The sequence below is a fragment of the Enterobacter wuhouensis genome, assembly GCF_004331265.1.
GTDB classification, from domain to species: Bacteria; Pseudomonadota; Gammaproteobacteria; order Enterobacterales; family Enterobacteriaceae; genus Enterobacter; species Enterobacter wuhouensis.
In genome coordinates, this window is record NZ_SJOO01000003.1 from 17,814 (window position 1) to 38,117 (window position 20,304).

The 20,304-nt window shown below is 60.8% G+C and carries 18 protein-coding genes; 8 read left to right on the forward strand and 10 right to left on the reverse strand.

The window, feature by feature from the left end:
* Positions 1–112: 112 nt before the first annotated feature.
* The 4 genes from sstT to E0L20_RS07675 all read right to left on the reverse strand — a co-directional run bounded on the left by sstT (position 113) and on the right by E0L20_RS07675 (position 4,380).
* Entirely contained in the window at positions 113–1,354 is a 1,242-nt protein-coding gene (sstT, locus tag E0L20_RS07660) for a serine/threonine transporter SstT (RefSeq protein WP_131633441.1), read from the reverse strand.
* A 234-nt stretch (positions 1,355–1,588) separates the two neighbouring features.
* On the reverse strand, positions 1,589–2,557 hold the full coding sequence (locus tag E0L20_RS07665) for a TerC family protein (RefSeq protein WP_131633442.1): 969 nt from the start codon (positions 2,555–2,557) through the stop codon (positions 1,589–1,591).
* A 250-nt stretch (positions 2,558–2,807) separates the two neighbouring features.
* On the reverse strand, positions 2,808–3,806 hold the full coding sequence (locus E0L20_RS07670) for a Gfo/Idh/MocA family protein (protein WP_131633443.1): 999 nt from the start codon (positions 3,804–3,806) through the stop codon (positions 2,808–2,810).
* Positions 3,807–3,876: 70 nt separating this feature from the next.
* Positions 3,877–4,380 carry a YgjP-like metallopeptidase domain-containing protein gene (locus tag E0L20_RS07675; RefSeq protein ID WP_131633444.1) on the reverse strand — a complete coding sequence of 168 codons (504 nt, stop codon included), beginning with the start codon at positions 4,378–4,380 and terminating at the stop codon, positions 3,877–3,879.
* 83 nt (positions 4,381–4,463) lie between these two features.
* Here E0L20_RS07675 and rlmG point away from each other — a divergent pair, with 83 nt between their 5' ends.
* On the forward strand, positions 4,464–5,600 hold the full coding sequence (gene rlmG, locus E0L20_RS07680) for a 23S rRNA (guanine(1835)-N(2))-methyltransferase RlmG (protein ID WP_131633445.1): 1,137 nt from the start codon (positions 4,464–4,466) through the stop codon (positions 5,598–5,600).
* Between the two features lie 82 nt (positions 5,601–5,682).
* On the opposite strand, the gene E0L20_RS07685 is transcribed toward rlmG, so the two are convergent.
* The 3 genes from E0L20_RS07685 to lsrR form a co-directional block, all read right to left on the reverse strand.
* A complete protein-coding gene (locus tag E0L20_RS07685; RefSeq protein ID WP_131633446.1) occupies positions 5,683–7,704 on the reverse strand; it encodes an NADPH-dependent 2,4-dienoyl-CoA reductase in 2,022 nt (673 codons plus the stop codon).
* Positions 7,705–7,909: 205 nt separating this feature from the next.
* Entirely contained in the window at positions 7,910–9,508 is a 1,599-nt protein-coding gene (gene lsrK / locus E0L20_RS07690) for an autoinducer-2 kinase (RefSeq protein ID WP_131633447.1), read from the reverse strand.
* A gap of 34 nt (positions 9,509–9,542) precedes the next feature.
* Entirely contained in the window at positions 9,543–10,511 is a 969-nt protein-coding gene (gene lsrR, locus E0L20_RS07695) for a transcriptional regulator LsrR (protein WP_010435856.1), read from the reverse strand.
* Between the two features lie 215 nt (positions 10,512–10,726).
* Between lsrR and lsrA the strand changes: the two genes are divergently transcribed.
* From lsrA to lsrG, 6 genes are read left to right on the forward strand one after another with little or no spacing between them, the layout of a single operon-like run.
* Entirely contained in the window at positions 10,727–12,214 is a 1,488-nt protein-coding gene (gene lsrA, locus E0L20_RS07700; protein ID WP_131633842.1) for an autoinducer 2 ABC transporter ATP-binding protein LsrA, read from the forward strand.
* Positions 12,211–13,242 carry an autoinducer 2 ABC transporter permease LsrC gene (gene lsrC, locus E0L20_RS07705; RefSeq protein ID WP_131633448.1) on the forward strand — a complete coding sequence of 344 codons (1,032 nt, stop codon included), beginning with the start codon at positions 12,211–12,213 and terminating at the stop codon, positions 13,240–13,242. The genes lsrA and lsrC overlap by 4 nt, the downstream gene beginning before the upstream one ends.
* Positions 13,243–14,220 carry an autoinducer 2 ABC transporter permease LsrD gene (gene lsrD / locus E0L20_RS07710; protein ID WP_121424720.1) on the forward strand — a complete coding sequence of 326 codons (978 nt, stop codon included), beginning with the start codon at positions 13,243–13,245 and terminating at the stop codon, positions 14,218–14,220.
* A gap of 1 nt (position 14,221) precedes the next feature.
* Positions 14,222–15,223, forward strand: coding sequence for an autoinducer 2 ABC transporter substrate-binding protein LsrB (gene lsrB, locus E0L20_RS07715; protein WP_023333523.1), 1,002 nt, complete (start codon positions 14,222–14,224; stop codon positions 15,221–15,223).
* Positions 15,224–15,234: 11 nt separating this feature from the next.
* A complete protein-coding gene (gene lsrF, locus E0L20_RS07720; RefSeq protein WP_131633449.1) occupies positions 15,235–16,122 on the forward strand; it encodes a 3-hydroxy-5-phosphonooxypentane-2,4-dione thiolase in 888 nt (295 codons plus the stop codon).
* Complete coding sequence (lsrG, locus tag E0L20_RS07725) at positions 16,119–16,412, forward strand: (4S)-4-hydroxy-5-phosphonooxypentane-2,3-dione isomerase (RefSeq protein WP_003862606.1); 294 nt, start codon at positions 16,119–16,121, stop codon at positions 16,410–16,412. Before lsrF ends, lsrG begins: the two co-directional genes overlap by 4 nt.
* Before the next feature lie 149 nt (positions 16,413–16,561).
* Here lsrG and E0L20_RS07730 read toward each other — a convergent pair whose 3' ends face one another.
* On the reverse strand, positions 16,562–17,410 hold the full coding sequence (locus E0L20_RS07730) for a dihydrodipicolinate synthase family protein (protein ID WP_131633450.1): 849 nt from the start codon (positions 17,408–17,410) through the stop codon (positions 16,562–16,564).
* 12 nt (positions 17,411–17,422) lie between these two features.
* A complete protein-coding gene (locus tag E0L20_RS07735) occupies positions 17,423–18,109 on the reverse strand; it encodes a B3/B4 domain-containing protein (protein ID WP_131633451.1) in 687 nt (228 codons plus the stop codon).
* A gap of 42 nt (positions 18,110–18,151) precedes the next feature.
* Here E0L20_RS07735 and E0L20_RS07740 point away from each other — a divergent pair, with 42 nt between their 5' ends.
* Positions 18,152–18,754: a helix-turn-helix domain-containing protein gene (locus E0L20_RS07740; RefSeq protein ID WP_131633452.1), complete on the forward strand. Its 603-nt coding sequence runs from the start codon at positions 18,152–18,154 to the stop codon at positions 18,752–18,754.
* A gap of 38 nt (positions 18,755–18,792) precedes the next feature.
* Here E0L20_RS07740 and ygjG read toward each other — a convergent pair whose 3' ends face one another.
* Positions 18,793–20,172: a putrescine aminotransferase gene (gene ygjG / locus E0L20_RS07745; RefSeq protein WP_207389439.1), complete on the reverse strand. Its 1,380-nt coding sequence runs from the start codon at positions 20,170–20,172 to the stop codon at positions 18,793–18,795.
* Between the last annotated feature and the right edge of the window lie 132 nt (positions 20,173–20,304).

A 20,304-nucleotide genomic window follows, 5' to 3' on the forward strand; every position in this document is an offset into this window, starting at 1 on the left:
GGCCCTCTCCCACGGGGAGAGGGTACAAACACTAAAAACGGCAACCTCAGGGTTGCCGTTTTGCGTTTACCCTGTAGGCCCGGTAAGGCGTAGCCGCCACCGGGCTTTTGTTTTAACTGCGCAGTGCATTCTTCGCTAAACGCGCGTCTTCCGCCTGACAGGCCGCGGCGGTAAACAGCACGTCGGTAGAGGAGTTCAGCGCGGTTTCGCAGGAGTCCTGCAGGACGCCGATGATAAAGCCGACGGCCACAACCTGCATCGCGATCTCGTTCGGGATGCCGAACATATTGCACGCCAGCGGGATCAGCAGCAGCGAACCGCCCGCTACGCCGGATGCGCCACAGGCACACAGCGATGCCACCACGCTCAGCAGCAGCGCCGTTGGCAGATCCACCGGAATGCCCAGCGTATGCACCGCCGCCAGCGTCAGCACGGTAATGGTGATGGCCGCGCCCGCCATGTTCACGGTTGCGCCCAGCGGGATCGACACGGAGTAGGTATCGCGGTCCAGGTTCAGCTTCTCCGCCAGCGCCATGTTGACCGGAATGTTCGCCGCAGAGCTGCGGGTGAAGAAGGCGTACACGCCGCTCTCGCGCAGGCACGTCAGCACCAGCGGATACGGGTTGCGGCGGATCTGCCAGAACACCAGCAGCGGGTTGATCACCAGCGCCACCAGCAGCATACAGCCAACCAGCACGACCAGCAGCTGCGCGTAGCCCCACAGCGCGTCAAAACCGGTGGTAGCCAGCGTGGAGGAGACCAGACCGAAGATCCCGATTGGCGCAAAGCGAATCACCAGCTTCACCATGAAGGTCACGGCGTTGGACAAATCGTTGACCAGGTTTTTGGTGGTGTCGTTACCGTGACGCAGCGCGAAGCCCAGGCCAATTGCCCAGACCAGGATGCCAATGTAGTTGCCGCTCATCAGCGCGGTGACGGGGTTAGAGACCATGCTCATCAGCAGGCCGCGCAGCACTTCTACAATGCCGGACGGCGGGGTGATGTCACCGGCCGCGCTGGTCAGGTGCAGCGTGGACGGGAACAGGAAGCTAAACACCACGGCCGTTAAGGCCGCAGAGAAGGTCCCCAGCAGATACAGGAACAGAATAGGGCGAATGTTGGTTTTTTGTCCGTGCTGGTGGTTGGCAATTGAGGCCATGACCAGCATCAGAACCAGTACAGGGGCAACGGCTTTCAATGCACCCACGAACAGCGTCCCGAGCAGCCCCGTCGCTTCTGCCGCTGGCTTTGACACCATCGCCAGCAGGATCCCCAGTACCAGCCCTACCAGAATTTGTTTAACCAGGCTGCCCTGCGCCAGGCGCGCAAAAAGCCCCGTTGATTTTGTGCTCATACATTATTCCTGAGTGAAATTGCGTTCCATCCCGGATGTGCTCTAAGTCACATTTATGTCCGGATGTAAGTAAATGTTTGCCTGGTCGAGTATAGGGAATGCGCGTACGGAGGGAAGCGTAAAATGCTGGATTTTACGTGGTGCGTCATGTTTTTTAACTATTGGTTAACGAAAATGCCGGGTGGCGCTGCGCTTTTCACCCTCTCCCTGTGGGAGAGGGCCGGGGTGAGGGAATTACTCCGCCTGCTGCTTCTTATCGTGCTGGCGGTTAACCCAGGTGTTGATAAGCAGCGTCATGATCAGAATGCCAAACACCACGCCGAGCGAAATGGCGATCGGGATGTGGTAGAAATCGACGATCAGCATCTTGATACCGATAAACACCAGAATCACCGACAGGCCGTACTTCAGCATCGAGAAGCGCTCCGCCGCGCCCGCAAGCAGGAAGTACATCGCACGCAGGCCGAGGATCGCAAACAGGTTAGAGGTCAGGACGATGAACGGGTCGGTGGTGACGGCAAAGATTGCCGGGATGCTGTCGACCGCGAAAATCACGTCGCTCAGCTCAACCAGAATCAGCACCAGCAGCAGCGGGGTGGCGAACAGCAGGCCGTTCTTGCGCACGAAGAAGTGCTCGGTTTCGATCTTGTCCGTCATGCGCAGGTGGCTGCGGATCCACTTCACCAGCGGTTTCTCGCCAATGCCGGTTTCGTCTTCTTTCGCCAGCGCCATTTTGATACCGGTGAACAGCAGGAACGCGCCAAAGACGTACAGCAGCCATTCGAACTGGGTAATCAGCCAGCTGCCGGCGAAGATCATGATGGTACGCAGGATAATCGCGCCCAGCACGCCGTAGACCAGCACGCGACGCTGCAGGGCAGCCGGTACGGCAAAGTAGCTGAACAGCATCAGCCAGACGAAGACGTTATCAACCGCCAGGGCTTTTTCAATCAGATAGCCGGTGAGGAAGGCGAGCGCCTGGGGATCGGCTACCGCGCGGCCTTCGGTCGAGGCCAGATACCACCAGAAGGCGGCGCAGAACAGCAGGGAGAGGGTGACCCAGACCAGCGACCAGGCCGCAGCCTGTTTGATGCTCATGCCGTGCGCGCCGCGACGACCCTGCAAAAAGAGGTCGATCGCCAGCATGATGAGCACGACAACCGCGAATCCGCCCCACAACATTGGAGTGCCGACAGAATGCATACTATTTTCCTTACACATAAAAAACAAAAACGGCCATGGTCAGAAGACGATAGCCGTTAGCTTTTTATGCATAGACCTCGCCTTCCGGCAAGGTCTCACTTACAACCACGAAGGTTGCCCGGCGACCGGATGCGTGTTTAACGCATCGTAATGACGATCCACCGGCGAAGAAGTTACTCCCCTTTGCAGGTAACAAAATATGTCAGACCATTGGTTTCGTCAATGGTCTGCACGGTTTCATTACACAGCTTTACGCGATCGCTTCCGCGCCTACGCCGTCTGCCGGGAACACCACGCCGGTCTGGCGGCGGATCTCCGTCTGCAGCTTCGCCGTCGTGCGGCTCACCGCGAGGCCCGGGTGATTCACTTCGTTGTCCTCGACCAGACGGGCGAAGACCTCTGCCTCATAGAGCATAGTGTTTATATGCTGAGGCTGCGTCAGCTCCTGCGCTTTGCCCCCGCGCGGCACAATGCTCACCTTCTGGCATTCTGAGATCTTTTCGACCACCAGCGATCCCGCTTCGCCCTGAATCTCGCTTGGCAGCACTGAATCGCTCACCTTCGAGTGCTGCAGGGTGACGCTGAAATCACCGTAGTCCAGCACTACTAGCCCGTGCGCATCCACGCCGCTCTCCAGCAGGCTGGCGGTGGCCGTCACGCCGTGCGGTTCGCCCCACAGTGCAACCGCAGAGGCCAGGCAGTAAAAACCGATATCCATAATCGAGCCGTTCGAGAAGGCCGGGTTAAAGGTGTTCGGGTTCTCGCCGTCCAGGTAGCGCTGGTAGCGCGACGAGTACTGGCAGTAGTTGATAAAGGCTTTACGCACCTTGCCAATTTTCGGCAGGGACTGCTGCAGCAGCAGGAAATTCGGCAGGCTGGCGGTTTTGAACGCTTCGAACAGCACCACCTGGTTTTCGCGGGCAAGCGCAATGGCGGCTTCCACTTCCTGGATATTGGAGGCCAGCGGCTTCTCGCAAATCACATGCTTTTTATGGCTGAGGAACAGCTTCGTTTGCGGGAAGTGCAGGGAGTTCGGGCTGGCGATATACACCGCGTCAATGGCGTCGCTTTGCGCCATCTCGTCGAGCGAGGTAAACAGATGTTCAACGAGGTAGTCGTTAGCAAAACTCTGCGCCTGCTCGAGGCTGCGGGAATAGACTGCGGTGAGCTTGTATTTGCCGGTCTCGTGGGCGGCGTCGACGAACTGGCGCGTGATCCAGTTCGTTCCAATGACTGCGAAACGTATCATAAACGTTTACGTACTCCGTAGCTGGGAACCTTTAGCCACTGTAGCACGGGATTATTGCAAAACCAGTGCGCTATTCCGCATTACCTTTTAACGATAAATGCGTAAGCCACAGGCGGGTATCAAACTCGAGCTGGTGGTACTGCGGCTCCATGTGGCAGCACAGGGAGTAGAAGGCTTTGTCGTGCTCTTTCTCTTTCAGGTGCGCCAGCTCGTGCACCACGATCATCCGCAGAAACGCTTCTGGTGCGTTACGGAACACGGTCGCGACGCGGATTTCGGCCTTCGCCTTCAGCTTGCCGCCCTGCACGCGGGAAATGGCGGTGTGCAGGCCGAGCGCGTTTTTCAGCACGTGGATCTTGTTGTCGTACATCACCTTGTTGATCGGCGGCGCGCTCCTCAGATACCGGTTTTTCAGATCCTGTGTATACTGCCAGAGCGCCTTATCGGTCGCGAAATCGTGCGTGCCGGGATAGCGTTTTTCCAGCACCGCGCCGAGCTTCTGCTCGGCAATCAGGCTGCGAACCTGAGTCAGTAAATGCTCCGGGTAGCCCTGGAGATAAGTAAGTTGGTTCATCAAAAGCCCAAATTAATGCGAAAACGGGTATACTCACGCACCCTTTTCAGGGATACGCCAAATTTTACCATTCAGGAGGGCCGATGAGCCACTTAGACAACGGTTTCCGTTCACTCAACCTTAAACGTTTCCCGGAAACGGACGACGTTAACCCGCTCATGGCGTGGGAAGCGGCGGATGAATATCTGCTGCAGCAGTTGGATGAGACTGAAATCCGCGGCCCGGTTTTGATCCTGAATGACGCGTTTGGCGCGCTGGGCTGCGCCCTGGCGGAGCACACGCCTTACAGCATCGGCGATTCCTACCTGAGCGAGCTGGCGACGCGTGAAAACCTGCGCCATAACGACATCGAAGAGTCCAGCGTGAAGTTCCTCGACAGCACCGCGGACTACCCGCAGGCGCCGGGCGTGGTGCTGATAAAAGTGCCAAAAACCATGGCGCTGCTGGAGCAACAGCTTCGCGCGCTGCGTAAGGTCGTGACGCCGGAAACGCGCATCATCGCGGGTGCCAAAGCGCGCGATATTCACACCTCGACGCTGGAGCTGTTCGAGAAAGTCCTCGGCCCGACCACCACGACGCTGGCCTGGAAAAAAGCGCGCCTGATCAACTGTACGTTCAGCGCACCGGAGCTGGCCGACGCGCCAGAGACCCTGAGCTGGAAGCTGGAAGGCACCGACTGGACCATCCACAACCATGCGAACGTCTTCTCCCGTACCGGGCTGGATATCGGCGCGCGTTTCTTTATTGAAAATCTGCCGGAAAACCTGGAAGGCGAAATCGTCGATCTGGGCTGCGGCAACGGCGTGATTGGCCTGACGCTGCTGGCGAAGAATCCGGACGCCAGCGTGGTGTTCAGCGACGAGTCGCCGATGGCGGTGGCCTCCAGCCGTCTGAACGTGGAAACCAACATGCCGGAAGCGCTGGACCGCTGCGAGTTTATGATCAACAACGCGCTGTCGGGCGTAGAGCCGTTCCGATTCAACGCCGTGTTCTGCAACCCGCCGTTCCACCAGAAGCACGCCCTGACGGATAACGTCGCGTGGGAGATGTTCCACCACGCGCGCCGCTGCCTGAAAATCAACGGCGAGCTGTACATCGTGGCGAATCGCCACCTGGACTACTTCCACAAGCTGAAGAAGATTTTCGGCAACTGCGTCACCGTTGCGACCAACAATAAGTTTGTGGTGCTGAAAGCGGTGAAGCTGGGACGTCGTCGGTAAGATCGTTTTGCCTGGCGGCGCTTCGCTTGCACAGGCCTACGGTTTTGTAGGCCCGGTAAGCGCAGCGCCACCGGGCGAGAAATCAAATCGCTAATGCCAATGTTGTCCCCTGCGCAATCGCCCGCCGCGCGTCCAGCTCCATCGCCACATCGCACCCGCCAATCAAATGCACCGTTTTACCGGCTTCGCGCAGCGGATCCGCCAGATCGCGCTTCGGCTCCTGCCCGGCACATAAAATGACGTGATCCACGCGCAGCAGCTGCGGCTCGCCGCCGATCGTGACGTGCAGACCCTCGTCGTCGATCTTCTGGTAGCTGACCGCCGGGATCATCTTCACCCCGCGCGAGAGCAGGGTGGCGCGGTGGATCCAGCCCGTGGTTTTGCCCAGCCCTTCGCCCGGCTTGCTGGCCTTACGCTGCAGCATCACAATCTGGCGCGGGCTTTTCGGCAGCTGCGGCCCTTCCGGGCGTAGCCCGCCGGACTGCTTCAGGCTGGTGTCGATACCCCATTCCACGCAAAACTCGGCAATGTTCTGGCTGGTGGCCTCGCCCGGCTGGCTTAAGTACATGGCGGTGTCAAAACCGGTGCCTCCGCAGCCGATAATCGCCACCTTCTCGCCAACCGGCGTTTTGTCACGCAGCACGTCCAGATAGCTCAATACCTTCGGATGATCGATACCCTCGATCGCAGGCGTGCGCGGGGCGATCCCGCTCGCCAGGATCACCTCATCGAAACCGATCAGATCCGCTGCGCTGACAAACTGGTTAAGCCGCAGATCGACGCCTGTAAGTTCGATCATCCGGCGGTAGTAGCGCAGCGTTTCATAGAACTCCTCTTTGCCGGGGATCTGTTTGGCGATATTAAACTGCCCGCCGATCTCCGCCAGCGCATCAAACAGCGTCACGCTGTGCCCGCGCGAGGCAGCATTGACCGCAAATGCCAGCCCCGCCGGGCCAGCGCCCACCACGGCCAGGCGTTTTTTATTCACCGCCGGAACGATCGGCATTTTAGTTTCGTGGCATGCGCGAGGGTTAACGAGACAGGAGGTGACCTTGCCGACGAAGATCTGATCCAGACAGGCCTGGTTACAGCCGATGCAGGTGTTGATCTCGTCCGCACGGCCGCTTTGCGCTTTGGACAGCAGCTCGGCATCCGCGAGGAACGGACGCGCCATCGACACCATATCGGCGTCGCCGCGTGATATCACATCGTCCGCCACCTGCGGATCGTTAATGCGGTTGGTGGTGACCAGCGGAACGGACACTTTGCCCTTCAGCCTGCGCGTTACCCAGCTGAACGCCGCGCGCGGCACCGGCGTGGCGATGGTCGGGATGCGCGCCTCGTGCCAGCCGATGCCGGTGTTGATAATGGTGGCACCTGCGGCTTCAATCGCCTGCGCCAGCTGCACGGTTTCGTCGAACGTCCCGCCGCCCTCCACCAGGTCGAGCATCGACAGGCGAAAGACGATAATAAAGTCCGCGCCCGCACGTTCGCGCACCGCGCGCACCACCTCCACGGCAAAGCGCATCCGGCGGGCATAGTCGCCGCCCCATTCGTCGTCGCGCTGGTTGGTGCGGGCGGCGAGGAATTCGTTGATCAGATAGCCTTCTGAGCCCATCACCTCAACGCCGTCGTAGCCCGCCTCGCGCGCCAGCGCCGCGCAGCGGGCGAAGTCGTCAATTAACGCCAGGATCTCGTCGTGGGTCAGTGCGTGAGGTTTAAAACGGTTAATCGGTGCCTGAAGGGCCGACGGCGCGACCAGGTTCGGCTGATAGCTGTAGCGCCCGGTGTGCAGGATCTGCAGGGCGATTTTGCCGCCTTCTTTATGCACCGCGTCGGTCACGATCCGGTGGTGCGCAAGCTGTGATGCATCGTTCAGCACCGCGCCGCCCTCCATCGTCACGCCAGAAGGTGCAGGGGCCACGCCGCCGGTCACAATCAGCGCCACCCCGTGGCGCGCGCGCTCGGCATAGAAGGCCGCCAGACGCTCGGCCCCGTCCGGACGCTCTTCCAGCCCGGTGTGCATCGAGCCCATCAGCACGCGGTTTTTGAGGGTGGTGAACCCCAGATCGAGAGGGGCGAATAACGACGGGTAGCGGCTCATAGTCTCTTCCAGTGTAAAATTATTGTTATGTGGTCGGATGAGTTACTAATTTAGCCAGCGGCAGCGGAAAGGTAAAAGCGGGATCGAATGATTGTGATAGATCTCAAAGAACTTCACCCCTCACCCTAACCCTCTCCCCGGAGGGGAGAGGGGACTGGCCGGTGCGGCCTTAAAGAATTGGCTCGATCAGGTTTTTCCCTCTCCCTTAGGGGAGAGGGGCAGGGTGAGGGGTTTGGGTTTTTACTAGCCCCGGTGCCTGCCACATCGACGTCGTCAGTCCGCTGTCCACCAGCCCAAGCTGGTCGGCGTACACCGCCTGCCATTTCTGCATCATGCCGTCGTACAGCTCGCGGTGCTGCGGGTTCGGCGTGAACTCGCGGCTCCATTTCACCAGGCGCTCGCCCGTCGAGGCCATATCCGCAAACAGCCCCGCGCCCGCACCTGCGGCAATCGCGCAGCCGAGCGCCGTCGCCTCCTTTACTTCCGGCACGCGCACCGGCAGGCCGGTGACGTCGCTTAAGATCTGGCTCCACAGGGCGCCCTTAGCCCCGCCGCCCGCAAACACCAGGCTTTCAAACGTCACGCCGGAGAAGCGCGAAATTTGCGCCAGGTTACAGGCCGAGACGATCGCCGCATTCTCCTCCAGGGCGCGGAACAGCGTCGCTTTGTTGCACTTTTCCGGATCGATGGAGAGGTTAATAAACGACGGCGCGGCGTGATACCACTGCTTAAAATGCATCGCGTCGGAAAATATCGGCATCACCCCGTGGGAGCCCGCCGGCACGCGGCTCGCCATCTCTTCCAGCAGGGAATAGGTGTCCATCCCCATCCGTTCGGCAATCAGCTTCTCTTCGGCGCAGAAGGCGTCGCGGAACCAGCGCATGGTCAGCCCGGTAAAGAAGCTGATCGACTCCGCCTGCGCCATGCCGGGAATCACGTGCGGGTTCACGCGGATGTTCATCTCGGGGTCGGTGCGCACCTGCGGCAGGTTGACGACCTGCTGCCAGAAGGTGCCGCCCAGCACCGCCGTTTGCCCGGCGCGAACCACGCCCAGCCCCAGACAGCCCAGCTGCACGTCGCCGCCGCCCATCACCACCGGGGTGCCTTCGCGCAGGCCGCTCTGCAGCGCGGCCTCTCTGGTGACAGTTCCCAGCACGGTGCCGGTCTCTTTCACCGGGGAGAGGATATCGGCGCGCAGCCCGGCCATGTCGAGCAGCGCCGGACGCCAGTCGCGGGAGAAAAGATCCAGCATGCCGGTGGTGCCCGCGTTAGACGGGTCGACCGCCAGCTCGCCGGAGAGCTTCGCCGCCAGCCAGTCGCTGATCATGGTGATGGTCGCGGCTTTGCGGTAAATATCCGGACGATGGTGCGCCAGCCACAGGAGGCGCGGCATGGCGCTCAGCGCCAGCGTCTGCCCGGAAACCTCATACACTTCGGATTCAAAACGGTCGTCGTGGATCTCTTTGAGTTCGGCCACCTCGCGGCTGGCGCGGGCGTCGACGTTGGCGCAGGCCCAGATGGCCTCGCCGTTGCGGTCGTACAGCACGATCCCTTCTCGCATCGAGCAGCAGGCGACGGACTGAATGTCCGCCGCGCTCAGGCGCGCGCGCTCCAGCGCCTGATGAATGCACCGGCAGGCCAGCTGCCAGTTGGTCTCGAGGTCGAACTCCATCGACCCCGGCACGTTCTCCACGCTCAGGTGCTTCCACTCGGCCTGGCCAACGGCAATCTGGTTGCCCTGTAAATCGAAAATCACGGCGCGAACGCTGCCTGTCCCTGCATCTAACGCTAAAAGGTAACTCATGAGCTTGCCTCGTTGTTAGCGCAGGGCAACCCCGTTACGTCAGGGCCAGCACCGCGCGGGCTGTCGTCTCTTCCGTCACCAGGCCATTGATACGGCGACCCTTCAGTGCGGCATAAATCGCATCGGCTTTCTCTTCCCCTCCGGCCACGCCAACGATGGTGGGCAGCTGCGCCAGTTCATCGAGCGTGACGCCCAGCAGTTCTTTGTGGATCTCCAGCTCCTCGACGCACTCGCCCTCGGCATTGAGGAAATAGCCGAGAATGTCGCCGACCGCCCCTTTGCGGGCGTACATCAGCTGTTCACCCTCGCTGATATAGCCGGATCGCAGTATCGTCGCGTCACGGCGCTGGTTTACCGAACCAATGCCGACCACCGCCACGTCGGCGGCGGTGGCGGCGAGGATCACGTCCCGCACGCTGGTTTCGCGTTTTAAGATCCCGGCCACCTCGGCGGAGGACACGCGAAGCGGGGCGGGGATCATGCTGACGCTGCAGGCCGCGTCCAACTGGCCGATACCGGTCATATACGGCCCGACGCCACCGGAGAGCGTCACCAGGCGGATCTGCTGCGAGCTGATAAAGCCGCTCAGGTGCTGCAGGCTGCTCATGGTGGTTTCACCAAACCCCACCGCCAGCAGCTGGCCCGGCTCCAGCACGCCCATCAGCGACTGCGCCGCGCCAATGCCGAGCCGCACGTTCATCGGCGGCGTATTTAACGCGGGCATCACGCGCACCAGCTTCAGGCCAAAGCGCTGCTGTAGCTCGGTCTCCAGCGCCAGGCAGCCCTCGTAGCGGGAGTTGATCTGCACGCGGATCACTCCGGACTGACGGCCCTTCTCCAGCAGGCGAGAAATCTTCAAGCGCGGCAGCCCGAGCCGCTCGCCGATGTCGTTCTGAGTTAATCCGTCGTGGTAGTAGCACCAGGCCACGCGCGCCACCAGCTCCTCTTCCGCCAGTGCCAGCCCGGCAAACCGTCCTTCTTCCGCAGTGCGTTTATCGCTCATAGTTGAACTCTTATAAAAATTTAGATCATATGTTCGTGATGGCGCGGAGGGAAAGTGTGAGCCACGCGACAAAACGGATCTTTTAGATCGTTTCTCGTTTATCTGTATCTCAATCGATAAAACTGTGATCCCTGCACGGTTGTAAATATAGTTCACCGTCTACGCTTTTGAACATTATTAAATCTAAAAATCATTTGTTCAATAGCGGAGCGATGATGACACCACTTCTCGACGCGCGAAATATCAGCAAGCAGTTCTCAGGCGTGCCGGTTCTAAAAGGCATTGATTTCACGCTGCTTGCGGGCCAGGTGCACGCGCTGATGGGCGGAAACGGCGCGGGAAAATCGACGCTGATGAAGATCATCGCCGGGGTCGAAACGCCGGACAGCGGTGAACTTTCTGTCGAGGGGCAGTCATATGCGCGGCTCACTCCCGTGCAGGCGCACAGGTTAGGCATTTACCTGGTGCCGCAGGAGCCGCTGCTGTTCCCCAACCTGACGGTGCGGGAAAACATCCTGTTCCGCCTGCCGCGCGAGCGCGATCTGGAAAAGCGGCTGGCGGAGAAACTCCAGCAGCTGCAGTGCCAGCTTAACCTCGATGCCGCCGCCAGCACGCTGGAAGTGGCGGACCAGCAGATGGTGGAGATCCTGCGCGGGCTGATGCGCAATGCCAGGATCCTGATCCTCGACGAACCTACGGCCTCCCTCACGCCGGGTGAAACCGAGCGGCTGTTCCGCCAGATCCGCGCCCTGCAGGCGCTCGGCGTCGGGATTGTCTTTATCTCGCACAAGCTGCCGGAAATTCGCATGCTTTCGAGCCACGTCTCGGTGATGCGCGACGGCGCGGTGGTGCTGAGCGGCGAAACCGCGCAGTTTGACGACAGCGCCCTGATCGCCGCCATGACGCCGGTAAGCCGGGAGAAATCCCTCAGCGATACGCAAAAGCTGTGGCTGGCGCTGCCGGGCAACCGCCGCACTCAGGCGCAGGATTTCCCGGTGCTGCGGGTGGACGATCTCACCGGAGAAGGGTTTATCGATCTCAGCCTTGAGATCTACGCCGGGGAGATCGTCGGCCTGGCCGGGCTGGTGGGAGCCGGACGCACCGAGTTTGCGGAAACGCTCTACGGCCTGCGGCCGGTACGCGGGGGCCGCGTCTGGCTTGAGAATCAGGACATTACAGGCGAGCCGGTAAGTTCACGCCTGGAAAAAGGGCTGGTCTACCTGCCGGAAGACAGGCAGGTGTCCGGCCTGTTCCTCGACGCGCCGATCCGCTGGAACACGGTGGCGCTGAACGAGCCGTCGATTTGGCAGCAGCGCAAGCGGGAGTCGGCGGTGGTGGAGCGCTATCACCGGGCGCTGGGGATCAAGCTCAACCATGCGGATCAAACCGTGCGCACGCTCTCCGGCGGCAACCAGCAGAAGGTGCTGCTGGCGCGCTGTCTCGAGGCCAACCCTTTACTGCTGATCGTCGATGAGCCGACGCGCGGGGTGGACGTCTCGGCGCGCGCCGACATCTACCAGCTGATAAAAAGCGTGGCGGCGCAGAACGTGGCGGTGCTGATGATCTCAAGCGATCTCGACGAGTTCCCGGGCCTCGCGGACCGGGTGCTGGTGATGCATCAGGGCGTGCTCAGCGGCGAGCTGCCGCGCCACGCCGTCAGCCTCGACAGGATGATGGCGCTGGCGTTCGGAGGGCAATCATGAAGACCTTACTCAAAAACCGCGAGCTGAGCGCGTTTCTCGCCATTCTGGCGCTGTTCGCCGTGCTGGTGGCGCTGAATCCGTCCTACCTGAGTTTACAGACGCTGGGGATGATCTTCGCCAGCTCGCAGATCCTGATCCTGCTGGCCATCGGTGCCGCGCTGGTGATGCTGACCCGCAACATCGACGTGTCCGTCGGCTCCATCGTCGGACTGTCCGCCATCGCCGTCGGCGTGGCGCTCAACAGCGGCTACAGCCTGCCGGTTTCCATTCTCTTCGCGCTGTCGATAGGCGCACTGGCCGGGGCGTTCAACGGGTTACTGGTGGTGGGGCTGCGCATCCCGGCGATTGTCGCCACCCTCGGCACGCTGGGGCTGTACCGCGGCGCGATGCTGCTCTGGACGGGGGGAAAGTGGATTGAGGGGCTGCCGCCGGGGCTGAAATCCCTCTCTGAGCCTGCCGCCGTCGGCATATCGCCGCTCGGCATGCTGGTATTAATTATCGCCGTCACTGGCGCATGGACGCTGTCGCGCACCGCGTTCGGGCGTGATTTCTACGCGGTGGGGGATAACCTCGCCGCCGCACGCCAGCTGGGCGTGGCGGTGAACCGCACCCGAATGCTCGCCTTTACCCTCAACGGCATGCTGGCGGCCTGCGCCGGGATTGTCTTTGCCGCGCAGATTGGCTTTGTGCCCAACCAGACCGGTAGCGGGCTGGAGATGAAGGCCATCGCCGCCTGCGTGCTCGGGGGGATTTCACTGCTGGGCGGCACGGGGACGCTGGTTGGCGCCTTCCTCGGGGCCTTCTTCCTGACCCAAATCGACACCGTGCTGGTGCTGTTCAGGCTCCCGGCGTGGTGGAACGACTTTATCGCCGGGCTGGTGCTGCTGGGCGTGCTGGTGCTCGACGGGCGCCTGCGCCAGGCGCTCTCAAGGCATCAACGGGCGCTGAAATACAGCCGTTTCCAGCCGGGTAACAAAGGTGGAAAGCACGTTACCCCGTTTCCCAAACGCAAAAAAGAGGTGGCGTAAATGAGGCTTAACTGGGAAAGCGCGCTGCTGATTTTACTGGTGCTGGAGATCCTGCTCTTTGGCGCCATCAACCCGCGCATGCTCGACATCAACATGCTGCTGTTCAGCACCAGCGACTTCATCTGCATCGGTATTGTGGCGCTGCCGCTCACGCTGGTGATTATCAGCGGTGGGATCGATATCTCCCTCGGCTCGACCATCGGCCTGTGTGCCATCGCGCTGGGCGTGATGATGCAGGCGGGGTGGCCGATGGCGGTCGCCGTTCCATTGACGCTGCTGCTCGGCCTGCTGTGCGGATTATTTAATGCCGCGCTGATTCACTACACCGGCATCAGCCCGCTGGTGATCACCCTTGGCACCCTCTACCTCTACGGCGGCGGCGCGCTGCTGCTCTCCGGCATGGCGGGGGCGACGGGCTACGAGGGCATCGGCGGTTTCCCGGACGGCTTCACGGCGTTCGCTAACCTCACGATGCTGGGTCTGCCGATCCCGCTGGTGCTGTTCGCGGTGATTACCGTTTTCTTCTGGCTGATTACCCACCGCGGGCGCTTTGGCCGTCATCTGTTTTTAATTGGGCAGAATCCGCGCGCGGCGCGCTATGCGGCGCTGTCGGTGAACGGCATGCCCTACGCGCTGTACGGGCTGGTGGGCGTGGCCTCCGCCATTGCCGCGCTGGTGATGGTCTCCTATTTCGGCTCCGCGCGTTCGGATCTGGGGCGCGATCTGCTGATGCCCGCGCTCACCGCCGCCGTGCTCGGCGGGGCCAATATCTACGGCGGGTCAGGTTCGGTTGTCGGTACGGCGCTGGCGGCGCTGCTGGTGGGCTACCTGCAGCAGGGTTTACAGATGGTCGGCATCCCTAACCAGGTGTCGAGCGCGCTGTCAGGGGCGCTGCTGGTTGTGGTGGTGATGGGACGTTCGCTGAGTCTGCACCGCGAGTGGGTGCGTTCTCTCTTTAGAAAACTATCCGGAGCGTAAGATGAAAACAAAACTGTTCGTCCTGGCAATGGCCCTCAGCTTCGCCTCGGCGCAGGCGGCGGACCGCATTGCCTTTATCCCGAAGCTGGTGGGCGTGGGCTTCTTCACCAGCGGCGGCAACGGTGCGAAAGAGGCGGGGAAAGATCTCGGCGTGGACGTCACCTACGACGGCCCTACCGAGCCGAGCGTCTCCGGCCAGGTGCAGCTCATCAATAACTTCGTCAACCAGGGCTATAACGCCATCATCGTCTCGGCCGTGTCGCCGGACGGCCTCTGCCCGGCGCTCAAGCGCGCGATGCAGCGCGGCGTCAAGGTCCTGACCTGGGATTCGGACACCAAACCGGAGTGCCGCAGCATCTACATCAACCAGGGGACGCCGGAGCAGCTGGGCGGCCTGCTGGTGGAGATGGCGGGCAAGCAGGTCACTAAACCGAACGCTAAAGTGGCGTTCTTCTACTCCAGCCCCACCGTTACCGACCAGAACCAGTGGGTGAAAGAGGCGAAGGCCAAAATCGAGAAAGATCATCCGCAGTGGCAGGTCGTGACCACCCAGTTTGGCTATAACGACGCCACCAAATCCCTGCAAACCGCCGAAGGGATCTTAAAAGCGTATCCGGATCTGGACGCGATTATCGCCCCGGACGCCAACGCGCTGCCGGCAGCGGCGCAGGCGGCGGAAAACCTGAAGCGCGAAGGGGTGGCGATTGTCGGCTTCAGCACGCCGAACGTGATGCGTCCGTACGTTGAGCGCGGCACGGTAAAAGCCTTCGGCCTGTGGGATGTCGTACAACAGGGAAAAATTGCGGTCAATGTCGCCGATCGCCTGCTGAAAAAAGGCGATCTTAACGTGGGCGACAGCGTGGACGTAAAAAATATCGGGGCGCTGAAGGTCGAGCCGAACAGCGTGCAGGGCTACCAGTATGAGGCGAAGGGCAACGGCATCGTGCTGCTGCCGGAGCGCGTGGTGTTCACCAAAGAGAACATCAGCAAATACGATTTCTGACGGGGGAACAAATGGCTGATTTAGACGACATCAAAGACGGCAAGGATTTTGGCATCGGCACGCCGCAGCAGAACGTGCCTTACACCCTGAAGGGCTGCGGCTCGCTGGACTGGGGCATGCAGTCCAGGCTTGCGCGCATCTTCAACCCGCTGAGCAACCGCGCGGTGATGCTGGCCTTTGACCACGGCTACTTTCAGGGGCCAACTACCGGCCTTGAGCGTATCGATCTCTCCATCGCGCCGCTGTTTGGCGAAACCGACGTGCTGATGTGCACCCGCGGCATCCTCAGGAGCCAGGTGCCAGCCGCGACGAACAAACCGGTGGTGCTGCGCGCCTCCGGCGGTAACTCAATTCTGGGCGAGCTGTCCAACGAGTGCGTGGCGGTAGCGATGGAGGACGCGCTGCGCCTGAACGTCTGCGCGGTGGCGGCGCAGGTGTACATCGGCAGCGAGTTTGAGCATCAGTCGATCAACAACATCATCAAGCTGGTAGATGCTGGCGCGCGCTACGGCATGCCGACGCTGGCGGTGACGGGCGTGGGCAAAGAGATGGCGCGCGACGCGCGCTATTTCTCGCTCGCCAGCCGCATCGCCGCCGAGATGGGGGCGCAGTTCGTCAAAACCTACTACGTGGACGAGGGCTTTGAAAAAGTGACCGCCAGCTGCCCGGTGCCGATTGTGATTGCCGGGGGCAAAAAGCTGCCGGAGCACGAGGCGCTGGAGATGTGCTGGCGCGCGATTGACCAGGGGGCATCCGGCGTGGACATGGGGCGCAACATCTTCCAGTCCAGCGCGCCGCTCGCCATGCTGAAGGCGGTGAAGAAAGTGGTTCACGAGAACTGGAATGCTCGCGACGCGTTCCAGTTCTGGCAGGAAGAAAAACAGGGAGAAGCAAAATGAACGTGACGCTGGTGGAGATTAACATCAAGCCCGAGCGGGTGGACGAGTTTCTGGAGGTATTCCGCGCCAACCACGAGGGGGCAATCAAGGAGCCGGGAAACCTGCGCTTTGACGTATTGCAGGACCCGAGGGTGAAAACTCGGTTCTTTATCTACGAGGCCTATAAGGACGAAGAGGCGGTGCTGGCGCATAAGCAAACTCCGCACTATCTGGCGTGCGTGGATAAGCTTGAGGAATTGATGTCAGAGCCGCGCAAGAAACGCAGTTTTGTGGGGTTGTTGCCGGAGTAGCGGATTTGCCCGGTGGCGCTGCGCTTACCGGGCCTACCGGTGCGGTGTGGTGCGGGATTTGCCCGGTGGCGCTGTCGCTTACCGGGCCTACGGGGCGAGGCTGTATTGATTTTGTAGGCCGGGTAAGCGACAGCGCCACCCGGCATTTGTCAGGCCAGCGCCAGATCCGCAAGTATCGCAGCAAGCGCTTCGCGCGGCTCACCCTGTATCGCCTGCAGCGGGAACGGCAGCGCGGGCGCTTCAACTTTCCCCAGCATCTCTGCCGCTGCCGCTACCACCCGTAAGCTGCCGTATCGACGGAACAATTCCCAAAGCGGCTCAAGCCGCTCGGACTGCGCCGCCTCTTTCGATCGCGCAATCGCCAGCGCGGCCTGCGGGAACAATCCTCCCATCACCGAATACCAGACGTCAAACCCGGCCTGCAGGGCGGAGGCCGCTCGCCAGTCACCGGCGATGCCCAGCGTGACGTTTTCAGGAAGGCGAGCGCGTACCTGCAACAGGTCCTCCGGCACGCGGCCAAGCTTTATGGACCCTATATTCGGCAGGGCCGCGGCGGCAAATAACAGTTCATCGCTAAACGAAAAACCGGTCGTTGCGGGGTTATCGTAAATGCACAGCGGTACGGAGATCTGGCGGGTCACCGTTTCATAGAGATTAAACACTTCGTCTTCCGTTAATCGCTGGTACGACACGGGTGCCAGCAGCACGCCGGAGGCTCCTGCCGATTGCGCGCCGTCAGCCAGACGCAGAATATCGTCCAGCCGTAATGCGCCGATGCTGACGATGACCGGAATGTCATCAGCATGCGCCACCGCGCAGCGTGCGATCCGGCTGCGCTCTTCAACGGTCAGATAGGCATAACTTCCCGTTGAGCCCAAAATGCCCAGTGAATCCACGCCAGCGTCGACAACGGGGTGCAGAAGATTGATGAAGGCCCGCTCGTCAAACGTCCCCTCTTTCAGGGGCGTTAACGGAAAGGCGCTTAACCCGTGAAACATTTTTTTGTCCTCTTACAGTTCCAGCAGCTGCACCTGCGCCGTGGCGCCGGGCATCATGCGCTGCAGATTATTGACCAGTTCTGCACCCGCCTCTTCCAGCGCGGCTAACGGCATCGACGGCAGGCTTTCGAGAATAAACCACATAGATCGCGCCTGGCTATCGAGACGCGTGCGTACCCCCTGTCGCCAGTTCCAGCGGCGGCAGGTGACGCCGAGGTCGTCGCGCCAGATAACCTCGCCTGCATCCGGGTATTCCACCACCGGCTGGCCCTCTTTCAGGGTATCAAAGGTTTCATCACCCGCGGCCAGCGTCAGTCGTGGTGCACCGGAATAGGCCGCGAGATTTTCTCCGCCCACCGGAATGGCATAGCGAATGCTCACCGCGTTATAGATATCCACTACCGGGTCGAGCGGCGGCAGCGAGCCGTCTTTAATCACCCGCTTGCGCAGGGCTGCGGCCGAGCAGGGCGTGCGTTTGGGTTTTGCGCCAAAGGCTTTAAACACCTCATCCCAGGCGGCGAGATGATCTTCAGCCCAGGGTACATCGTCATTCAACACCTGCTGGCAGGCCTGCGCCAGCGCGGCGGGCGCAACCTCCGGATGGATAATCGGCGCGGCTTCAACCAGAATGCTCAAGGCCCGAAAGCCGGGCGCGATCCCGGCCAGTCGTGAATCTATTGACGGCGTTACGAGAGACATAAATAATCCTGTATTGACTGTTTTATACCATGGTAGTGACCAATGACTGATAAAGTCAATATAATGACTGATTCGGGTGCCGATGTTGCCCAGGTAAGCCTGGCCGTGGCGAACCGCATCCGCAACTGGCGTAAAGAGAAAAAGCTGTCGCTGGATGAGCTGTCCCGCCGGGCCAGCGTCAGCAAAGGGATGCTGGTGGAGATCGAAAAGGGCGCAGCCAACCCCAGCATCGCCATTTTGTGCAAGCTGGCCGCCGCGCTCGGCATCTCCGTGGCGGATATCGTTAACGTCTCCAGCGAGCCGCTGGTGCATGTTATCGAAGAAGCGGCTATTCCGGTGCTGTGGCAGGGGGCGCAGGGCGGGTACGCCAGGCTGCTGGCAGGCACCGCGGGCCCGGACATGATTGAATTATGGCAATGGGAAATGCAGCCGGGGGAGCGTTTTACCTCTCCGGGGCACCCGGCGGGAACCATTGAGCTGCTGCACGTGAACGAGGGCGTGTTAACCCTGACGGTGGACGAGGTGGTGACGCAGGTTAACGCTGGCGCATCGGCGGTGGCGAAAACGGAAGCGAAGCACGGCTACGCCAATGAAGGTGATACCGTGCTTCGCTTCACCATGACGGTGGCGGAGTTTCACCGATAAAAAGTAGGCCGGGTAAGCGTAGCGCCACCCGGCGTTGTTTACGCTTCTTCCACGCTCACCCGCAGCGCTGCCAGCGCTTTACGCGCCGCTTTCAGCACCTGCTCACACTGCTCAATCGTCAGCGTCAGCGGCGGTTCAATGCGGATGGTTTTCGAGTTGTTGAGCGTTCCGGCGACCAGCACACGCTGGCGGAACATCTCGCTCGCGAAGCTATAGCCGGTTTCGTTATCAACAAACTCAATTGCCATCAGCATTCCTTTCCCGCGCGCGTCCTGCACCAGGTCCGGATACTCCCGGCCCAGCTGGCGGAAGCCGTCCAGCAGCATGTCGCTTTTCTGCTCCGCCTGCGCGGGCAGGTTTTGCTCCAGCAGCACGTTGATGGTCGCCAGCGCGGCCGCACAGGCCAGCGGGTTACCGCCAAAGGTGGTGGTATGCAGGAACGGATTATCGAACAGCACCGAGAACACCTCCTCGGTGGCCACCGTTGCGCCAATCGGCATTACGCCCCCGCCGAGCGCCTTCGCCAGGCACAGGATGTCCGGCTGAACGTTCTCATGCTCGCAGGCAAACATCTTGCCGGTGCGCCCCATTCCGGTCTGCACTTCGTCGAAGATCAGCAGGGCGCCAAACTCATCGCACAGCTGACGCACGGCGGGCAGATAGCCCTGCGGAGGCAGGATCACGCCGCCTTCGCCCTGAATCGGCTCCAGGATCACCGCCGCCACGTCGTCGCCGGTTTTACGGCATTCGCTCAGCAGGGTGCGCATGGCGTTGATGTCGCCAAACGGCACATGGCGGAAGCCCGGCAGCAGCGGCATAAAGGGTTTGCGGAAGGTGGATTTAGCGGTCGCCGACAGTGCGCCCAGGGACTTGCCGTGGAACGCGCCGCTGGTGGCGACAAAGGTGAATTTCCCGCGCGGCGACTGGTACGCCTTGGCGAGCTTAAGCGCCGCCTCGACCGATTCCGTGCCGCTGTTGCTAAAGAAGCTGTACTTTAGTTTGCCGGGCGTTAAGGCTGCCAGCGTTTTCGCGAGCATGGCGCGAAGCGGGTCGAGCAGCTCCTGGCTATGGAGAGGTTGTTTCGCAAGTTGATTCTGTACGGCGGAAACCACGACTGGATTACGGTGCCCCACGTTGAAAATACCAAAACCACCCAGGCAATCGATAAACTCCTGTCCCTGGGTGTCGACAAGCGTGTTCAGACTTCCCGCTTGCCACTCTACGGCTCCGTAATCCCCGCCGGCGGTAACAGATTTGCGATACTCCAGAAAACCAGGGTTCACATGCTCTTTAAAGTAGTCGATGACCTCTCGGTTAAGTTGTTTCATCTCCTCATGATCGAGCGTTCGCTTCTCAATGAGATTCAGTGCGTGCGCGGTACAGGCAAGAGCCGAGGCGCTGGAAGGTAACCTGTTCAAAATATGCTCCCGGGGATCGCGTATCACATGATACTGAGTTAAGTATTGCAGGGATTACGCCACTTCAGATGACTTAACGAAAATCGGGATAAACGCCAGGTTAACATTATGTTGCACAATATTTAATCATGC

What these genes read in the sequence shown, in the direction of transcription:
- sstT (WP_131633441.1), bottom strand. Translation starts at nt 1,354, where the DNA reads ATGAGCACAAAATCAACGGGGCTTTTTGCGCGCCTGGCGCAGGGCAGC.
- E0L20_RS07665 (WP_131633442.1), bottom strand. Translation starts at nt 2,557, where the DNA reads ATGCATTCTGTCGGCACTCCAATGTTGTGGGGCGGATTCGCGGTTGTC.
- E0L20_RS07670 (WP_131633443.1), bottom strand. Translation starts at nt 3,806, where the DNA reads ATGATACGTTTCGCAGTCATTGGAACGAACTGGATCACGCGCCAGTTC.
- E0L20_RS07675 (WP_131633444.1), bottom strand. Translation starts at nt 4,380, where the DNA reads ATGAACCAACTTACTTATCTCCAGGGCTACCCGGAGCATTTACTGACT.
- rlmG (WP_131633445.1), top strand. Translation starts at nt 4,464, where the DNA reads ATGAGCCACTTAGACAACGGTTTCCGTTCACTCAACCTTAAACGTTTC.
- E0L20_RS07685 (WP_131633446.1), bottom strand. Translation starts at nt 7,704, where the DNA reads ATGAGCCGCTACCCGTCGTTATTCGCCCCTCTCGATCTGGGGTTCACC.
- lsrK (WP_131633447.1), bottom strand. Translation starts at nt 9,508, where the DNA reads ATGAGTTACCTTTTAGCGTTAGATGCAGGGACAGGCAGCGTTCGCGCC.
- lsrR (WP_010435856.1), bottom strand. Translation starts at nt 10,511, where the DNA reads ATGAGCGATAAACGCACTGCGGAAGAAGGACGGTTTGCCGGGCTGGCA.
- lsrA (WP_131633842.1), top strand. Translation starts at nt 10,727, where the DNA reads ATGACACCACTTCTCGACGCGCGAAATATCAGCAAGCAGTTCTCAGGC.
- lsrC (WP_131633448.1), top strand. Translation starts at nt 12,211, where the DNA reads ATGAAGACCTTACTCAAAAACCGCGAGCTGAGCGCGTTTCTCGCCATT.
- lsrD (WP_121424720.1), top strand. Translation starts at nt 13,243, where the DNA reads ATGAGGCTTAACTGGGAAAGCGCGCTGCTGATTTTACTGGTGCTGGAG.
- lsrB (WP_023333523.1), top strand. Translation starts at nt 14,222, where the DNA reads ATGAAAACAAAACTGTTCGTCCTGGCAATGGCCCTCAGCTTCGCCTCG.
- lsrF (WP_131633449.1), top strand. Translation starts at nt 15,235, where the DNA reads ATGGCTGATTTAGACGACATCAAAGACGGCAAGGATTTTGGCATCGGC.
- lsrG (WP_003862606.1), top strand. Translation starts at nt 16,119, where the DNA reads ATGAACGTGACGCTGGTGGAGATTAACATCAAGCCCGAGCGGGTGGAC.
- E0L20_RS07730 (WP_131633450.1), bottom strand. Translation starts at nt 17,410, where the DNA reads ATGTTTCACGGGTTAAGCGCCTTTCCGTTAACGCCCCTGAAAGAGGGG.
- E0L20_RS07735 (WP_131633451.1), bottom strand. Translation starts at nt 18,109, where the DNA reads ATGTCTCTCGTAACGCCGTCAATAGATTCACGACTGGCCGGGATCGCG.
- E0L20_RS07740 (WP_131633452.1), top strand. Translation starts at nt 18,152, where the DNA reads ATGACTGATAAAGTCAATATAATGACTGATTCGGGTGCCGATGTTGCC.